12 protein-coding genes are annotated in these 18,295 nt (G+C 46.7%); 1 reads left to right on the top strand and 11 read right to left on the bottom strand.

Features of this window, described 5'->3' with window-relative positions; genetic code table 11:
• Window positions 1–576: 576 nt before the first annotated feature.
• The 11 genes from CIL02_RS14010 to CIL02_RS13965 all read right to left on the bottom strand — a co-directional run bounded on the left by CIL02_RS14010 (window position 577) and on the right by CIL02_RS13965 (window position 15,623).
• Entirely contained in the window at window positions 577–1,965 is a 1,389-nt protein-coding gene (locus tag CIL02_RS14010; protein WP_371589517.1) for a glycoside hydrolase family 28 protein, read from the bottom strand.
• A gap of 28 nt (window positions 1,966–1,993) precedes the next feature.
• Window positions 1,994–3,310 carry an acetylxylan esterase gene (locus CIL02_RS14005; protein ID WP_094402646.1) on the bottom strand — a complete coding sequence of 439 codons (1,317 nt, stop codon included), beginning with the start codon at window positions 3,308–3,310 and terminating at the stop codon, window positions 1,994–1,996.
• A gap of 151 nt (window positions 3,311–3,461) precedes the next feature.
• Window positions 3,462–4,043: a LemA family protein gene (locus tag CIL02_RS14000; RefSeq protein WP_094402644.1), complete on the bottom strand. Its 582-nt coding sequence runs from the start codon at window positions 4,041–4,043 to the stop codon at window positions 3,462–3,464.
• 128 nt (window positions 4,044–4,171) lie between these two features.
• Window positions 4,172–5,005, bottom strand: a complete 834-nt coding sequence (locus tag CIL02_RS13995; protein ID WP_094402643.1) for a YgcG family protein — start codon at window positions 5,003–5,005, stop codon at window positions 4,172–4,174.
• A 61-nt stretch (window positions 5,006–5,066) separates the two neighbouring features.
• Window positions 5,067–5,840, bottom strand: coding sequence for a ZIP family metal transporter (locus CIL02_RS13990; RefSeq protein WP_094402641.1), 774 nt, complete (start codon window positions 5,838–5,840; stop codon window positions 5,067–5,069).
• Window positions 5,837–6,067: a GlsB/YeaQ/YmgE family stress response membrane protein gene (locus tag CIL02_RS13985; protein WP_021991884.1), complete on the bottom strand. Its 231-nt coding sequence runs from the start codon at window positions 6,065–6,067 to the stop codon at window positions 5,837–5,839. The genes CIL02_RS13990 and CIL02_RS13985 overlap by 4 nt, the downstream gene beginning before the upstream one ends.
• Before the next feature lie 284 nt (window positions 6,068–6,351).
• Window positions 6,352–10,953: a glycosyl hydrolase 115 family protein gene (locus CIL02_RS13980; protein ID WP_094402639.1), complete on the bottom strand. Its 4,602-nt coding sequence runs from the start codon at window positions 10,951–10,953 to the stop codon at window positions 6,352–6,354.
• Window positions 10,878–11,159 carry a hypothetical protein gene (locus tag CIL02_RS16150; RefSeq protein ID WP_141210250.1) on the bottom strand — a complete coding sequence of 94 codons (282 nt, stop codon included), beginning with the start codon at window positions 11,157–11,159 and terminating at the stop codon, window positions 10,878–10,880. Before CIL02_RS16150 ends, CIL02_RS13980 begins: the two co-directional genes overlap by 76 nt.
• Window positions 11,156–13,000 (bottom strand): chitobiase/beta-hexosaminidase C-terminal domain-containing protein, encoded by a 1,845-nt coding sequence (locus tag CIL02_RS13975; RefSeq protein WP_256387563.1) that lies wholly within the window; start codon window positions 12,998–13,000, stop codon window positions 11,156–11,158. The genes CIL02_RS16150 and CIL02_RS13975 overlap by 4 nt, the downstream gene beginning before the upstream one ends.
• An 81-nt stretch (window positions 13,001–13,081) precedes the next feature.
• The gene (locus CIL02_RS13970) at window positions 13,082–14,173 is read right to left on the bottom strand and encodes a hypothetical protein (RefSeq protein ID WP_094402636.1); all 1,092 of its coding nucleotides are present in this window, start codon (window positions 14,171–14,173) and stop codon (window positions 13,082–13,084) included.
• A gap of 46 nt (window positions 14,174–14,219) precedes the next feature.
• A complete protein-coding gene (locus tag CIL02_RS13965; RefSeq protein ID WP_141210249.1) occupies window positions 14,220–15,623 on the bottom strand; it encodes a PHB depolymerase family esterase in 1,404 nt (467 codons plus the stop codon).
• 339 nt (window positions 15,624–15,962) lie between these two features.
• Here CIL02_RS13965 and CIL02_RS13960 point away from each other — a divergent pair, with 339 nt between their 5' ends.
• On the top strand, window positions 15,963–17,987 hold the full coding sequence (locus tag CIL02_RS13960) for a helix-turn-helix domain-containing protein (RefSeq protein ID WP_170935108.1): 2,025 nt from the start codon (window positions 15,963–15,965) through the stop codon (window positions 17,985–17,987).
• Window positions 17,988–18,295: the final 308 nt, after the last annotated feature.

Genomic DNA, 18,295 nt, shown 5'->3' with positions numbered 1-18,295 from the left:
GCCATCTCACCTAGCAAGCTAAGTGAATGCTGCCCCGCGACTTGCATGTGTTAAGCCTGTAGCTAGCGTTCATCCTGAGCCAGGATCAAACTCTCCATTGTAAAATATCATCTTGACCGCATATAAATACGGCCGAATTGTCTTGTCCCAAGCCGGATGCTCCTTGATTTACACCTGTCTTAATCTAATCTCTAAAGAATAGAACGGTTCGTTTACCCAAGTACCTCATACTTCCCAATAAAATCGGAAAGACGCGGCACTCGCTTCTTGTACTACTTCTCTGTCTATGTAATCTTTTCAAAGAACTCTTTCTTACTTCTCACAGAACTGCCGCAAGCGGCGGTGTTCTCGAAAGCGGATGCAAAAGTACTGCTTTTCCACGAAACAGCCAAACTTTTCCACGAACTTTTTTAAGAAAAACGCATATTTTCACGCTCTCTTGACTTAAATCAACCGAAAAAACGGAAGGATGGGAGGCTATACATTATTATATATGGTTCTTCCAAAATATGTAGTAATTGTCACACCCTCGTATGTTTTAAGGGTATTACCGATACACGCATCCTATGTTAATATCTAAAAAGCGGTATTGTCGTAGTGCATGTTTTCAGACACCACATTGAATGTATTTGATGACTTGTTGATGAACTTATGGACAGTACCGACATTTATATTACGCAAGTAAATGTCACGTATAGGCTTACGTGCATCGCCCTTTATCTCGTATATTGCATCCGTTCTCTTGATGTTACAATTTTCCATGAAGATGTCATGGATATCTGTTATGCGTGTCTCGTAAGTGGGCACGAGGTCTTTCCACTGATAGAGTACATCGGTATCAATCTCGAAGAGGCGTCCTGCGCATGTTCCATGACAGTTTCGCATATAGACATGGTGGATGAAGCCACCGCGCCGATGATTGGTTTTAAGATACATCATTCTGAAGACGCTGTCGGTAGCCTCGCAGTTTTCCATCAATATATTCCTTACGCCTCCACTCATCTCGCTTCCGATGCCAAGCAGGCAATGTCCTTTTACTATCTTGCAATTGCGCACCACAACGTTTTCTGTAGGCTGTCCCACGCGCCATGCGTCCCTGTTACGTCCCGACTTAATGACTACAGCATCGTCGCCCTGGTCGAACTGACAATTCTCAACGAGCACGTTCTTTGTCATTTCAAGGTCTATGCCGTCGTTGTTATGGTTGTGCGCATAGACATTGAGGTTGCGCGCTATCCCCCCATTGCACAGAAAGAGATGTATTGTCCAGAATGGTGCGCCATTGATGCTAAAGCCGTCGAGCAGGATATTCGAGCATCTGTTAAAGTGTACGAGATGAGGTCTCATGTTATTCTCGCCTACCGCCATCTGGCGTTGCTCCACCGGCACATCTGTAGAGCCCCATGTGTATAGTTGCTTTGAAGCCTCGAGATGCTCCTTCGGGCGCTTGAACCAAGGTGTCCATCCTTTGATGCGCGGCTGGAGTTTTCCCTTGCCTGTTATTGCGATGTTGTTGCAGCCGAAAGCATATACCAAAGGAGAGTAGTTGAAACACTCCAATCCCTCCCATGATGTCTGTACGGCAGGCAGGTAATCTTTACTGTTGTCAGAAAATTCTACTACGGCGCCTTCCTCAAGACGAAGGTTGACATTGCTCTTCAGGTGGATGGGACCTGTGAACCACACTCCTGCGGGCACCACTACGACTCCACCACCAGCCTTATTGCATTTGTCGATAGCCTTGGCTATGGCCTTAGTATTGTCGAACGTGCCTCCAGGTTTGGCCCCATACTTGTTGATGGGGAATTTCCTGTCCGGAAATACGTATTCCTTTACAGGCTCCATGTCGAAAGGAGCTTTCACTTCGTGCAGTATATACTGCGGAGTCTTATCGCCATCGGCATAAGCTATGGTAGAAACCATCCCGGCCAGGGCAATGAGGCTTGTGAATAATAAATTTCTCATTATATTTATCTTATGTTCAAAGTTATCATCACTTCAGCAGTCCCAACATCCATGCTGCACATTTCTCCTGGCTGCTTGCGAACCTCCAATGTCCGCTGGTGGGGGTGACATCCTTAACTTTGGAAGCCGAGATCTCATTCCATGCCGCCCACACGGAGGTCGGCGAGCAAGTATCATCGCTATATCCCCAGCTCATGAACACTGGGACTTTTACGCTCCTGGCAAAGTTCACGACATCGAAATAGCGTAGGGTTTCGGCAGCCTTATCATCAGGAACGCCGAGGTCTCCATCACCATAGAACTTCGAGAAGAACTTCGGCCATCCCCCTGCCCTATTGTGATGGAACCCCAGCAAGTCGCAGAGAGCAGGATAAAAGGGCGCACACATCGTTACCTTATCGTTCAAGGCTGCCGTGACAAGAGTCAGAGCACCTCCCTGCGAGCCTCCTGTCACGATAACGTTCTTGCCATCCCAGTCGGGCAGCGAGCACAGGAAGTCGACCGCCCTCGCACATCCGACATACACATCTTTATAATAATATGACTCCCTCGCAGCGATGCCTCTGCCAGTATATCCTGAGCAGTTTTGCTTGCGGACGGCATCATACACAGAGTCGGGCAGGCGCTGGTCGTTGCCATGAATCTCAATCTTCATGTATATCATCCCCATTTTAGGAAAATAATCAGAAGGGAATATCTTGTTGCTGCCAGCACCTGGCGGCACCAGCACTACAGGATGCCGTTTGCCGTCAAGAGGACGAGTTAGGTAGCCGTATATCCACTTGTCCATACCAACACGCAGCCTCACGAGCTTCGTCTCCATCTTGTCATCAGACGCTTCGGGGACATCATAGTACTCAGGCTGCAAGTCAACCGTCCTTACCTTCTTCAGCGTCTTGTCCCAGAAAGTATCAAAATCGGATGGCATATCAGTAAACGTTCTGATACGTTCCGGCTCATAGGCCACCTTATGCAAGTCGCGATACCGCTTGCCATCGAGTATGAACTCATAATTGCACGCCATAAATCCCGGCTCTGCCATAGTGCCGATATTTATAACGGCCTCACCATTACGAAAAACTGTAGAATCTGCATGCTCGGGGAGAAACATCTCTGGTCCTACCCGATACCTTACTACTACTCCGTCTACTGGCACGCCACCCCGCTGCGCTATTATGCGTAGTGAAGATTGCTGTCCGAGCATGTAGCAGCAATCCGCATGGTCGGGGACAACCATTACCTCTGCGAAATTTTTACGCGGAGCACCAAACTCCTGCCTGAAAGACTGTGCGAAAGCTGTTGTAGAGAAAATAAATGTCAGTAATAACCAAACTATACACTTCATTTGTTTCAGTAGATTGTTTATTATTTGAACGGACGTGACGTTGTATTATTGTGCATACGAGAATATTTGCAATAACAAAAAGAGTATGCACCAGTTTGATGGAGCATACTCTTCCCATAAAATGTATCTATAAACAATAGACTTTCACCTTTCAGAGGTCCAGTTCGGGTGCCTTCTCAGCTCCAGCAGCAGCCTCGAACTTCTCCATCTTCTCGAAGCCGAAGAGTCCTGCCACGAGTGCATTTGGCATGGTCCTTACTGTCTGGTTGTAAGTCTGCACGGCGGCATTATATTTCTGCCTTGCCTCGTTGATGCGGTTCTCCGTGCCCTCGAGCTGTACTTGCAGTTCACGGAAATTCTCGTTGGCCTTCAGCTCAGGATAATTCTCAGCTATTGCCATGAGCCTTCCAAGCGCTGAAGCGACATTGCCCTGCGCCTTTTGGAAAGCGGCGAACTTCTCAGGAGTCATGTTCTCTGCATCAAGTTTTATCTGCGTAGCCTCAGCCCTTGCCTTGGTTACGGCATCGAAAGTTTCCTTCTCGTGAGCCGCATACGCCTTGACAGTCTTTGTCAAGTTTGGCAGCAGGTCGGCACGTCTCTGATAGGTAGCTTGAACATCAGCAAGAGCCGTGGTGGCACCCTCCTGTTTTGTAACCATACCGTTGTATGCAGAGATGCACCACAGAACGGCAATGACAATAACACCGATAATGATAATAGTACTTTTCTTCATGTTGGAATTTTATTTAGAGTTATTATAATCTATGGACTAAGGGCGAAGGACTAAGGACAAAGGTCGAAGAACTAAGGGCGAAGGGCGAAGGTCAAAGGGCGAAGGACTAAGGACTAAGGGAGTTGCTATCACCAGCCCCCGCTTGAGCCACCTCCGCCGAACGTACCTCCTCCGAAGCTTCCGCCTATAGGTCCGCCACCGCCTCTGGAGCCGCCACCCCCCATGAATATGAACGGTGGGAAGTCATCCCTGTCATTGCGTCGGTTACGGTTATTGTTGTTTAACTTCTTGATGTCCACCCATGGTTTCTTGAGAATGCCCATCTGCAGCAGGACGAACTGAATGAATAAGAACAAAGGTATGCTAAAGAACAGTATAAGCAATATGATGATGGATATCCAGTCCCCCTGCGTCATCTCCTCGCCTTCCGTATCTTTAGGCAGAGGCAACTTTCCCGTCTTGAACTTTGCGAGCAAAGCCTGCGATGTTGCGAGAACGGCTCCGTCGGAGTTATTGGCCTTCATGTTCGGTATGATATACGCTCTTGCAAGCCTGTCACACTCCACGTCTGTAAGGTCGCCCTCCAGTCCCTGTCCCGTTGAGACGGTATATCTTTTGTCCTTCACGGCAATCACTATGACGAGTCCGCGGCGTGTATTCTTGTCGCCCACGCCATACTTGTTGCCCAAGTCCTGTGCAAGCCTATAGGTATCACCACTCTTCACCCTGTTGACGATGACAAACACCGACTGTATGCCGCATCCCCTGCGTAGGGAATCGAGCACCTTGTCGGCCGAGTCACGGCATGCCACAGACAACAGTCCGTCAGGGTCACAGACATATTTAGTCCTGTCCTTTAGATGAACCATCTCAAGATTGTCTACCGTCCAGACATCAGCCACGGTTGACAATGGCCAGAGAACCATAAAAGCCAAAAATGCAGCAAGTATTCTAAAGCGCATACAAGTTCTTTTTTCCGTTTATTAGTTGAGATATATAAATTACACCTTATTATATATATATTTAACCGAGTACCACGTCGAGAACCATCATCAGCACAAAGCCAGCGGCAAAGCCAATGGTGCTTAGATTGCTGTGCGGATGTTCGGAAGCCTCTGGTATGAGTTCCTCTACTACCACATAGAGCATGGCACCTGCTGCGAATGCCAGCGCATAAGGAAGCATGGATGTCATGACAGAAGCCAGCATAATGACGAGCAGTGCACCTACAGGCTCTACGAGTCCGCTCAAGGCCCCTATTGCGAAGCTGCGCTTTCTGCTGTTGCCTGCCGCCCTCATAGGCATGGACACTATCGCGCCCTCAGGGATGTTCTGTATGGCAATACCGATGGACATGGCCAGAGCAGCAGCCACGGGAATATCCATTCCAGAGGTCATGGCTCCATAGAGCACTACCCCTACCGCCATACCCTCCGGCAAGTTGTGGATGGTGACGGCAAGAGCGAGCATTGTCGTGCGTGAAAGATGCGCCCTTACGCCCTCGGGCTTGTCCTCGCCTGCATGGACGTGAGGGATAAGCATGTCGATGAGCAGCAGGAATGCCATACCCGCTAAAAATCCCACAGTAGCCTGGACTACGCTACCCTCGCTCATGTCGAGAGACGGAATGAGCAGCGACCATACCGATGCCGCCACCATCACTCCCGATGCGAAGCCAAGCATCGCCTTCTGTGCCCGTGCCGGCATCTTGTCGCCAACAAGAAACACACACGCAGAACCAAGCACGGTACCCATAACGGGTATAGCCAGACCGAGAATCAATGCCGCTTGTATCATTTTATCTTAGCCCAAATCCATAATACCAGAACGGCACCCACCACGGCAGTTCCTATCTGCCCGATGGTTCCATCCCACGACACTCCAAGCCACCCAAGGACGTTGCCTCCGACCCATCCTCCAACAATACCCAGCAGCAGGTCGACAAGGCAGCCCTGGTTGTTATGTTTCATAATCTTGCCAGCTATCGCGCCTGCGACTATTCCTATTACAATTGTCCAAATCATAAATTAAATCCATAAAAATTCAAACAAAAGCCTTCAAAAGGCTCTACCTATAAGCTACAGCCACCATTATAGGCAGCGTACCCGTGCAAAGATAAGAAAAAAAGATGATAAAGACATTAATATTAAACCAAAAACGGCATTCTTTAATATTAATTTCATATAAAGGATAAAGGACTAAGGGCTAAGGACTAAGGGCTAAGGACTAAGGGCTATAGTCTAAACCTTAGACCTTAGCCCTTAGTCCTTAAACAGCGTTATAACAACAGGTAGCCTGCAGATTACTCTTACTCTCCCTGATTTATCACCACTTTACGCCCATTTATTACGTAAATACCATTCTGTGGGTTTGCTACCGGATAACCAGATAGGCTGTACGGGATGGTTTTACCAGGCAATTGATAGACAGGAGAACTAATTCCATTCTCAACATTGCCAAGATAATAGAGTTGGAAATAATCTACACGGAAGGTACCTGTCTCACCAGAGTTGTCTGTGCCGCCACTTGCCATCTTATTGCCGGTACGAATACCAACACGTACATCAGAAGCACTGGTAACATCAAAGTCTACATACATATTCTGCAGCGTGTTATAGTCGGATGTTCCAGCATGAGCAGCGAAGGTGTTATGTTCTCCCTGGGTAAACACACTTGTGGCATAGTCTGACTCCTTGCCAAAATACTGCACATTTTGGTCTGCAAACATTCTCAAAGTTCCCAGGAAACCTGATTTACACCCCAGACGACAACTGAGACGATAGTGCCCTGGTTCCAAATTACTGATAACCTGATAGAGTTCAAAGTCACTTGGCATTGGTTTGTTATAGAACCAGCAAGAGTTGTCGCCATGCTTGTTCGCACCATCACTGTTAATGCCACGTGAGTTGCCAGGGAAATCCTTGTTCGTACTCCATCCATAAGGTACGCCCCTCACCGTAGCGCCACCAGTATTCACTACCCCTTTCTCCGACAGTTCAAAGTCTGCATTCACCATATACTTCTCGGTCAGAGTGGCATCAGCAGGCTGTTCTATGGCTATTTCACACAGAGCAATACCCGGATCCATAAGGTAAACCCGCAGTTTTACGATCTCATCGGTAGTTGCCTCATAGGAAAGGCTCTTTCCTGTAGACCATCCACGCAGCACGTTCTGGCTCCACACACTGGATGTTGCAGTCGTTGCAATGCTGAAAACCGATGGTGATGCCTGTGTATCAACAAACTGAGTAGCATATCGCAGCGTCCATCCGGCATGTAGTGGGAATGTAGGCAGGAAGTGAAGTGTTATGGTATTCTCACCAGTCTTGACAGGTAATGAATACTCCACGTAAGGAGCATCAGTGGGCCGGCTGTAACTGGTAAGATCCATAGGCCATACGCACACAGCCTTTGACTGCATACCAAGACCGTCAATACACCTTACAGACATGCTGGAACTGGTGTAGGAGGCAGCAGGCACGGTGATGTATCCACCTTCCTGAATATCAACCTCAACAGGGCTGACATCTGCAGCAGTAGCAACGGCAGGCTTACTGAACGCAGCCTGTCCACGTGGTGCAGCACTCATGATTTTATTCCACTTTCCGCCAGCAATCTCCGTATTGTATTTCTTTGTCAGCACCTGAATCTCATTATATGCGTCAGTAGCTTCTGCAGCATATTGCAGCGCTGTTACACCATGTCCTGCGCCTGCCTCTGTGAAACTTTGCCGTGCTCGAAGATGCTTAACATTCATCAGGTAGGCCCCCATCACAGGATATTCCACAAGTTGGAAGAAAGCATCTTGCAAATCAGCACGAATACATCCCCTCACAGCCTCTACGCGGTCGGCAATAGCCTTATAGTCAGCAATACGTTGGTTTATCTCTTCGTTAGTATAAGTGACAAACGAGACATGCTCCGGTTTGCCAGCTGCTGCCAATCGGTAATACTCCTGTTTTATTGCCCCAATCTCGTCCGCCACATTATTTCCGAAAGTTTTTGCAGCCCATTCGCGGCTCCATCTTGCAGCTTTGACAGGTCCCCATGCTTGTATGTCCCATGCCAAGTCCATACAGAACTCCAATTCTGCCTCAGCAGGCTTGATGTCTCCCACGTTGATAATCCACAGGCGCTGTATTCCCTGCTGATAACCACGCGTCAACTCATAACTGATTTGCGACGGGCCGATGGAAGAAAGCCAGAGATAATCCTGCGGCGATCCCCAGTAACTGATATGGTAGTATATGCCGTTAGAGCCAGAACGAGCCTGCTCTGCATCGGTAGGCATCTGGCGTATGAAACCGTGATTATCGTCAACCCATGTCAACGTTACATCGTCTGGCACCTTCAAACCTGCATTGTAAGCATCCAGAACCTCCTTATACGGAATGAATGTCTGTGGCACCTGCGTCACATCCTCGTTAACAATATCATGAATGAGACTGCGCTGGAAGGAAATAATCTCCGACAGTCCGGTAGCGATATTGCCCGCGCCACTGTATCCCTGTATTGCACCATCGTGGACACCACGCATTCCCAGCGTGTACATCACATCCTGATTCTTACTTTCCACCACACGCTGACGCCAGTATTCCTGAACACCGGATGGATTCGTTGCATAGTTATACGCCGAACTGCCTGCAGTCCATTCGCCCACATTATTGCGAAGCATAGGTTCGCAGTGACTCGAACCGAGAATAATATCATACTGCGCCGCCAATTGTGGATTTTCTTCTATTTTCCAGAAAGCAGTGCTGCATGGATGCATAGCTGGCCACATAATGTTGGCACGCAAGCGCAACAGCAACTCAAATATTTTCTCGTATGTCCGTGGACCTATATTCTTTATATCAGTATCCATATTCGATGCAGCCCAAGGCTCCAATCCCCAGTCCTCGTCATTGATAAATATTCCACGGAAGCGGACAGAAGGTTCGTCAACGTTAAGTATTCCTTCCGTAGCATAAAGCGCACTGCGTGATGCAGGCCTTACATCAGCCCACCACACCCATGGTGATACCCCCATCATACGCGACAGTTCAAAGACACCATATGCCGTCCCTCTAGGCGTACTGCCTGCAATTACCAACGCCTTCTCTATGCCTTCCGCTGGATTGCTGACTACCTGAAGCGTATAAGCCTCCCACTTACCTTCTATAGCGGCAACATCAAGTTTCCCTATCTTAGCAAGATCATCTATGAATATGCTTCCACCGAGAGTTCCTACTATGATAGGAGTAGTACCTGCCGTCAGTTCGTTACCAACTGTCGGCTGAAGGTTTGTGATCATCTTCACATCGCCACAGAGTGCCTTGGCTGCTATGTCCACAACGCTATGGTCGGTTTTATCAAATACAATAGGTGCGATATGCTCATTATCGGCTATGGTCAGGGTTCCGTCATCCTTGCTGTCCACAATTTTTATCACTGATACACTCTCACCAGTCTCATGTGCTTCGGTAATGGCGAGTCGCACATCTGTAAGTTGTGTGTTCCAACCGTTCTCGCCACGCAGTCTGATGATCAGCTTGCCGTCAATCATTTCACACGTTGCATTTACCTCTGCCCCACTGACCGACACTTCGTATGTGCCCTCAGGCATATCAGTGATGGTCTGGCTCATCTCCGTATAGTCTGCGCCTTTATCCACCTTCCATCCCATAGGGCAAGTAGCCTGAATTGCATTATACCAGCAGTCGCCTTCCGTGAAAGCATGATTGGTAACAGCAAACGTGGCATCAGCAGGTTTCTCTGCTGTGACAAGTGCCTGACGTGCCTCCTTTCTCAATCTTCTGACCTTGGCATCAAGCGCCGACAGCGTGTTGGGAACCGTCTCATCGGGATAAATCAAGCTGAAAGCATGGCGGGCATAGTCAAGAGTTGAGGAGTATGCTCCTGCCAACGTCTGCGGATTAGCATTGACTGGTATGCCTATGTCATTGTTCATGGCTATCTGCTCAGCCACGCAACGGGCAGTGATGTATGCTCCAAACTGACAAAGATGCGTATTGTCTATCTCCTTGCCTGGGAAGTATTCGTGAAGAGCGCGCGAGCCTTCCACACCAGCGACATTCTCATACTGACTGCTTAACGTCTCCATGTCAATTAGCTGGACACTGAGTTCCGAAGCCAGTTCACGCATTGCCTCTGCGTATGCCACATGTTCACTCTCGATATTTCCGTCACTACCAAAGATTCTGCGCACGATAGGGGTAAGCAGCACAGGAGTAGCTCCCTTACTGCGTGTATCATTGATAAAGCGTGTGAGATACTGTTTGAACGTCGTTTGCGGATCTGTATGCAGCGAGCCATCGGTTTTCTCGTCGTTGTGCCCAAACTGAATAAGAACAAAGTCCCCCTCTTTCAGAGCACTACACACCGTATCCCATCGTCCTTCTTTAATAAAACTAAGTGTACTGCGACCATTAACCGCATGGTTGCTCACAGTAGCCTTCGATGCATCAACAAACCATGGCAACAGCATGCCCCAGCCACGCTCCGTGCTGCCCTCTGACTTGTTTGCCATTGTTGAGTCACCGATAGTATAAACCGTTATCTTCTGCGTCGGATTATCATCAAATGCTATGCCACGCAATGTAAAACGATACGCCGTGAGCTTACCGGGATACGCGACTTGGAAGAAGTAGTACACATGGTCTGCATCCACCTCCTGTGTCCACTCTGTTGTCGCGGCATCCCAAGCCGTTATCTTGGCAGAGATGATCGTCGAAGGATCATTCTTGTCACACGTCAGGAATACTATTGGTTGCGATGCATTTGCAGAGGCCTTGCCACTGATGATGACGGCGCCGGCCTTTGTCGGCTTTATCATCACGAATGCCCCTCTGTCGTGCCATCCGTTGAAGGCATCTGCGTCGGCAGCAGACCTTGGTTGCCCGCATGCCATGTCCAGTTTACAGCATCGTCTGCAGCAGAACCCAATGTAGCAACAACACCATTCAACCTTACCGTCGAACCACTACTGCATTCATCGCCTGCCGATACAGTCCACGATGTCTGTGTATCACTACCAAACTCTACTATCGCTGCCGGTAAATGTATCGTACCAGCAATCACCATTAACAGAATAACAATATATCTCAAATTCTTCATAATAACCTAACAACTTTAACCTTTCCCTCAGAAGATACCACAATGTTCAATCCGCGCTGCAATTTGCTCAAGCGAACACCATTCACACTATAGATACCTGCCGAACGACATATCTTCAGTTCCACATTGTCAATGCCTACTGGGTCCTGCCCAAGTATTCGTCTTGACTCTTCACCTTCATATGTAACATATATATTTAGGAAACCTGCATGCAGAGCGTCGTTCACAATTCGTGTACGGACGAATACCGGCTCCGTACCCTCATAACTGCGAACGCTCATTCTATACAGACCGCCAGTCTTAGGCAACTCAATAACATCGCCCAACTGTGTCCATTCTGCATCAGCAGCACTACTTGCTGCAACTTCGACTGCCACCTGAGGCACTATAGCATCACCATCTGTTGAAGATGTATCATCATCCCTGACGCTCTCAAACAACACACCACGCAGAGTAAAACGGTAAGCTGTCAGCTTCTCAGGATATGCCTGTTGGAAGAAATAATATACATGATCTTCATCGACATTATATGTCCAGCTGCTTTCGTCTGCATTCCATGCCGTAATCTTTGCTGACACTATAATGTCCGGGGCATTCTTCTCGCATGTTACGAATATCAGAGGCTGGTCCGCACTCGCCGAAGCCTTACCGCTTATAGTCACCGAACCAGCTTTCGCAGGCTCTATCTTCAGGAATGCGCCGTGCGATGGCAAGTTACCATAAGGAGCCTCTTCCGAAAATGATGTGATAAGCGTTCCCGCTGTGCCATCAACAGAGGGCATTTGTGAAGGCAGCAGACCAGCATTGCCCGCATGCCATGTCCAGTTGCATGTATTGTCTTCTGACGAGCCAAGCGTTACCTTCGCTCCTTCAATTGGAAGCAAAGTGCCCATATTGCAACCGTCGGTACTTGTTGCTGTCCATTCCGAACGTACAACCTCACTGAACAATTCATTACCGTTGTTATTGGCAATATACATTACTACATCAAATGGCCCTGCAAATGCCGTTGTTGACTGAATCTTTGCGTTGGCAGAGGCCGATATATTCCTTTTGCCCAGGTCCAGCAGTCCATTTGTTGCCGGCAGATAAATGTTTTCATCCTCAACGGTCTCTGGATTGAAGTTGCTGGCATCACCATACTTAAGTGTCGGATTAGCATCCAACCATGTGATGCTTTGACCGCATGAGTGTACACTCCAACCGTTTTTGGCATCAAAATCATCAGCGTTTGTACATTCAAAGTACTCATTCTTATTTGCATCCATCTGCGACAATATATCAATGCGTAAATGAGGATTATCAACACTGACATTTTCCGAAGCCAGTTTTGATGTTATATATCCGTCGCATGTCTGGAAGGCATAGATGGTGCGGTTGCTCGTGCATACAATAGGTCCCGTGTAAAGAGAGCTCAGACTTACAACAGAGTCACCTTTATAATTGTAGTAAATTCGGGCACCGGGAATTTCTGTACTGATAGTCACGATGCTACGTCCATTCTCATGTTCAGTGTTGAACACCGGCAAATGACATACCTGTCGGATATCGACATCCTTCACTCCGGTATTACTCATGACAAAGCCCTCTCCACATGCCACTGCCTTCACGGTAACGTTTTCACTTACTGCAAAGGGACCTGTGTAACGGGTACTTGATTCCGTAGGTTCCGAACCGTCAAGGGTATAGAAGATATCCACACCTTGAGCAGCATCGGTTATAGTCACTATCGTTGACTTATAGGCGTATTCGAGCAAGAACTCAGGAGTCGGCGCTGGTTCCGGCTGACTCTTCGAACTGCAAAGAATACTTATTGCGTTATTTATAATGCCCGGTGTCACAGCATCGGCAAGTAAGTCTTGTGTATATGGGAGGTATATGTATCCGTTATGAGTGAGGTTATGGGTATGGATAGCCACGACTTACTTGTTCTGATAAGCAACAGCCAACACCGGATCATCAGCAAAGATGCCACTTAATTGCAAACCTTTGAAAGAGAGATAACTGCAGAGAGGCAACACGTAGGATTTTTCATCTGAATTGGGATCTTCAACAAGATTCAGTTCCTTGAAAAGTGCATGTGCGGGATTGAGTACTGTTGCGAAGTTTATGCCAGAGTTAACCATCTTGCCGTATCCCCACTTCTCATAGATATCAGGATTGAGATTAAGCACAGGCACGAACGGACGAACTTCACCTAGGGATGCTATGGCATCGCTGTTGGTCACTGTGGAACTTATCACAATAGTCTCAAAAGCAGAGAAATCTTCTGTTGTGAATTCTTTATTAGCCTCAACCGGCGTCACATCATTCAAGTTCTGTGACACGAGGAACTGATAACCGCGGTCAGTGTTCAGATTACCATTATAGAGGTATCCCACCTTATGTTTATCGGGGGTATTGTTGATACCCTCACCTGTCTTCTCGTACGAGGCACCTTTCAGTGTGAAACGGTATGATGACAACTGTCCGGGGTATGACAATTGGAAGAAATAATACGTATGGAGATTGTCAACATCGTATTCCCACTGACTAACGTTTGCATCCCATGCTGTTATCTTAGCAGCAAGGATGGTTGAGGGGTCTGACCTGTGAGTGGTTACGAAAATCAGCGGCTGTGCCGTGTTTCTTGATGCAAGTCCGCGTATAGTTACTTTTCCCACAGAAGACGGTTCTATCTTTAGGAAGGCACCGTGAGTAGGCAGTGGGCCAAAAGGAGCTGTCTCGGAAAACGACGTGATGAGAGTTCCGGCATTACCTCCGGTTGACGGCATCTGCGATGGCAGCAGGCCACCATTGCCCGCATGCCATGTCCAGTTTACACCATCGTTGGCAGCACCAATCGTCATCATCATACCATCGAAGGATATCGTTGAGCCATTATCACAGGCATCGCTGGCAGTGGCTGTCCACGAATTGTCTGCATCTCCTTCGAAAGATTTAACTTCAGCAGACAATCTATTCGATGCGGTAATCAGGAGTATTGCTGCAAGTATAAGTTTTAAATGTTTCATCGTAGATATTGTTTTTATGTTTGATATGTTTTTGCAAAGGTTTCGCCTACTTTACATAAATCTTCTTTCCCTTCACAATACGCAGTCCGCTTCCAGTTGCACGACGGCCTGAGATGTCGTAGAGTGGAATATTCCTACTGTCGGATGATGTATTTATCTCTCTGACTGACAAGCTGAATTCCAAATCACTCTCAAACATATCGGCAGTTTCGTTGAGCGTCTTTGCCGCTGTTTCCAGTTTGCTGTCATTAGTCATATTCTGCTGCGATAGATCATAGAAGTCATACAGTGTAACCATACGCAGATAATATGGACGTGTGTTGCATGCAGGATTATCAGCATACTGATCTATGAGTGTCTTCACGCGTTCTCTTGCAGCATAGTAGTTGTCAAGGTTGGTCTTTCTTACAGTCAGTGCGTTGGCAGCTTCTGTGAGATTACGGGTTGGTGCCAAATAAGCAGAAGAGTCAGCAGACTCGAACCCATTGTATTTATCTATTTGTTCCTTCAGTTCCGTACGGAGCAGCTCTGCAGTTGAATATTTATCATCGGTGGTATTGTTGTAGATATCATTTGCCACGGCGAAGGCATCGTTGAATGAAGCAATAGCTTCCTCGAGCGTCGGACCAACAATCATATTAGGTCCCAGCTGGAATCGCTTGCAGAAGTTCCATATCTCATACGAATTCTCTGCTACAGGTGTGTGCGAACCATTTCCACTATAGCGATATGAGTAGAGCACTACTTCATGGCCAGTATCCTCGTTAATCCACATTTCACGGTCACCATCAAACCATGACGTACCATTCTTTGTCCTATAGCCCGTTATGGTATCGTTCTTGGTGTACTTGTTCATGATACCGAAGTTTTCCATGTATCCCCGGATATTATATTTACTGTAAGTGAATGCATTGTCGTTGTAGGCAATGCATTCCATAACATTAACCTTCTTGGTGCATTTAGTCCAAGGACTTTCACTGAACTGAATTCCACTCGTAGGAGCGAAAGCTGCAATCTTGTCAAGCATGTTTGGCATACAATGGAACAACAGCATGGACCCCATTGAGAATCCAGACCAATAAACCCGATTGCGATTTATCTTAAAGCGTTGGGCGCACTCGTCTATCACCTTTATGATGAAGTTCTGGTCGTTAGTGCCACTTATGTCCCAATAGTCGCCATCGGCATTCGGATAGCACATCACAAACCTGGCCGTATCAACAAGTTCATACATCAGGTCATGCTCTGCCTGATTCTCAGAACTTCCACCCATACCGTGCGTGGTAATAAAAAGCGGACTGTTATCTGGCAGCTTGTCTGGTGTATAAACGAGCATACTGCGCTGCTTCCCACTGTGGGTGATGTAAATCTTCTGCATCTTATATCCCCACATCGATGCCACAGGCAAGAGTAGTAGTAAGATCAGGAAAAGGATACATTTCTTTGTCATAGTAGTTTATGTTTTAAATTGAAAGTTTTGTTTATTGCATTGCAAAAATAACAAAACAACAACTACACATAGGAAAATACCGTTACGAATAATAAAAATCTCGTTGCTATGTAACTAAGTTTTCCAAAAATGAAACGAAATTCTTCATAAAATCATCCATTTTATCCTTTCAATTGATTAACTTTGTAGCAAAGCAATCTAAAACACATTAAAATGCCCATGCAGATTATTCGGAATTTAATAAGAATTTTCATACTTTATCTCTTTATATTTTCGGTTGATTGTCTGGCACAGTCATCATTCAATCCCGTTGTCAAGCAGCCTGCCACAAGACGGCAGATGCCTGTATCGAACGTAAACGAAGTGATTCAGGACAGCGAAGGTTATATGTGGTACGCCACATTGGAAGGAGGCCTATGCCGCGACGATGGTTATCATATTGATGTTTTCCGACGCGACATGAATCATCCGTCTCTACTTACAGACAATCTCATATTCTCCTTGTGTGAAGCCCCAAACGGTGAGATATGGTTTTCAACCTCAAAAAGCGTGTATGCACTCGACAAGCACGATTACAGCATACGACCGCTCAACGATATGTTCCGCAACACACGTGCTCTGCACATCAGTCTGCTTCCTAACGGCAATATGTTATTAGAATCCGACTCGGTGGCGTATGAGGTTACGTCACGTCATAAGATAGTTAAAAAGAAGAATGTTGTTTACAGAGGCCGCTTTAGGATCATTCATCCTGATACAGAGGGAAAGAAATGGGTATGTTACGACAACCGAAGACTCTGTTATACGGAATCGGATACTTCGCGCGTGATATACCAATATAATATAAAGGCAAAAAACATACTTGTTGACAGGACACGCAATCTGCTCTTTGCAATAACAGCCGACGGACTGCAGGTCTTCAATATAGACAGAGGTATATTGAGCGATTGTATATACCAATACTCTGAAAATCCCGAATTAGGAGTCTTTGGACTGTATCTCGACCATCAGTACAATCTTTGGATGACGGGCTATCATCCAAGTTTCACGGTATTCACTGCATTTGCAAGCCCTGCTGCGAAAAAGCTGGACATAAAAAGCCCAGATTACAGCGATGTGTATGTTGACCGTATACAGCTATTACCTGATGGCCGGCTGAAGATCTACAAGGATATACATTATGTCTCGCTCTACGACCTTAACAATGACACAGAAGAGTTGGTCTCTAATACCACTCTTGCACCAAAAGTCAGGTGGAATAGCAACAAAAAACTCGCACAACTCGTGGAGAGCAATGTGGATATAGACAAACAGCTGGTTAAGGATGCGGCGATAGATGACAAAGGACATCTGTGGATAGTCTTTGATCAGTATGTACGCGAACTATGCATTCGCACGGGACACTTCCGTGACATATCAGTAAGCAGTTGCGGTATGGGAATGTATAACTTCCACTGCGTTGCAGCCGTCGAAAACGGTGTATGCGTTGGCGGAGCAGGTGGTGCATGCCTATTTACCACCAACGAGAGACTGAACGGAGCGGTGGAAGTACCTGTGTGTGTAAGTTCCTATACTGTGACTACCGATGACGGGACATCAACAAAAGGCTTTTTGTATTCCGAAGAAAAACAGCCAAGTCTTGAACTGGCTGCCAATAGCAGTAATGTGACGCTGAGTTTTACAACATTCAATCATATGAATGCCACGGAAGTGAACTTTGCCGTAAAAATAAATGGATGGACCGATGAATGGGTGAACCTCAAAACGGGTGACAACACCTTTCGCATTATAAATCTTCCTAAGGGCAACTACGAAGTACAAGTACGTGCTACCGACGAATATGGCATCTGGGGTAATCCGTGCAGCGTGCTGATGATACACAGATTGCCTGCATGGTGGGAAACATGGTGGGCATATACACTCTACATAGTTCTCTGTATAGGACTGATTACAGGTGCTTTTCTCCTCTATCGATTCGTACAGCAGAAACGCGAGGAGCTGTATCGCAGCGTCATCACCGACGACAAACACGCATCGGCTCCATACAACGCATTCCGTGAGAAAGCAGTAGGCATTGTAAAAAAACACATCGAAGATGACAACTACACTGTAGACATGCTTGCGGAGGCTCTGTTCATGAGTCGAGTAAACCTCTACCGCAAGATGTTGGCAGAATGCGGACAGACACCATCTGATTTCATCAAGACAATACGCATGGAGCACGCTTATCACCTGCTCACAACAACAGACCTTTCTATTAACATCATCGCTGGCAAATGCGGCTATACCAGCGGCAGTTACTTCGCTAAGTGCTTCAAAGCGAGATACAACATTCTGCCTACTGCCGTACGCAAGCGAAACTAAATAACAGTTTTTGCAAAGTGTTGTGTATCAGAATAATGCGTACATAAAGGTAGAAAAGAGGGGATGGTGGTTTTGGGATGGTTTGGAGAGAGAAAACGTTTTTGATATTTTTTAAGAGCTATATGACTAGTCTTTATTACGTTCTTGATTTACCTTATTATTGTTCTTGAATTCATCAAGAAATAACAAATAATCAGTTTCCATAATTCCTTCGTTTTTTTTATTTTTAATTGACATCCCAAGACCTTTCTACTACAGGATAAGAAGGATGCCTGCCAGCCTCCGGTTTCAAATGAAACTTTCTACGA

This window comes from Prevotella sp. P3-122 (genome assembly GCF_002251365.1).
GTDB lineage: Bacteria > Bacteroidota > Bacteroidia > Bacteroidales > Bacteroidaceae > Prevotella.
This window is presented reverse-complemented; position numbering and strand designations above follow the sequence as displayed.

What these genes read in the sequence shown, in the direction of transcription:
- CIL02_RS14010 (WP_371589517.1), bottom strand. Translation starts at nt 1,965, where the DNA reads ATGAGAAATTTATTATTCACAAGCCTCATTGCCCTGGCCGGGATGGTT.
- CIL02_RS14005 (WP_094402646.1), bottom strand. Translation starts at nt 3,310, where the DNA reads ATGAAGTGTATAGTTTGGTTATTACTGACATTTATTTTCTCTACAACA.
- CIL02_RS14000 (WP_094402644.1), bottom strand. Translation starts at nt 4,043, where the DNA reads ATGAAGAAAAGTACTATTATCATTATCGGTGTTATTGTCATTGCCGTT.
- CIL02_RS13995 (WP_094402643.1), bottom strand. Translation starts at nt 5,005, where the DNA reads ATGCGCTTTAGAATACTTGCTGCATTTTTGGCTTTTATGGTTCTCTGG.
- CIL02_RS13990 (WP_094402641.1), bottom strand. Translation starts at nt 5,840, where the DNA reads ATGATACAAGCGGCATTGATTCTCGGTCTGGCTATACCCGTTATGGGT.
- CIL02_RS13985 (WP_021991884.1), bottom strand. Translation starts at nt 6,067, where the DNA reads ATGATTTGGACAATTGTAATAGGAATAGTCGCAGGCGCGATAGCTGGC.
- CIL02_RS13980 (WP_094402639.1), bottom strand. Translation starts at nt 10,953, where the DNA reads ATGGCATGCGGGCAACCAAGGTCTGCTGCCGACGCAGATGCCTTCAAC.
- CIL02_RS16150 (WP_141210250.1), bottom strand. Translation starts at nt 11,159, where the DNA reads ATGAAGAATTTGAGATATATTGTTATTCTGTTAATGGTGATTGCTGGT.
- CIL02_RS13970 (WP_094402636.1), bottom strand. Translation starts at nt 14,173, where the DNA reads ATGAAACATTTAAAACTTATACTTGCAGCAATACTCCTGATTACCGCA.
- CIL02_RS13965 (WP_141210249.1), bottom strand. Translation starts at nt 15,623, where the DNA reads ATGACAAAGAAATGTATCCTTTTCCTGATCTTACTACTACTCTTGCCT.
- CIL02_RS13960 (WP_170935108.1), top strand. Translation starts at nt 15,963, where the DNA reads ATGCCTGTATCGAACGTAAACGAAGTGATTCAGGACAGCGAAGGTTAT.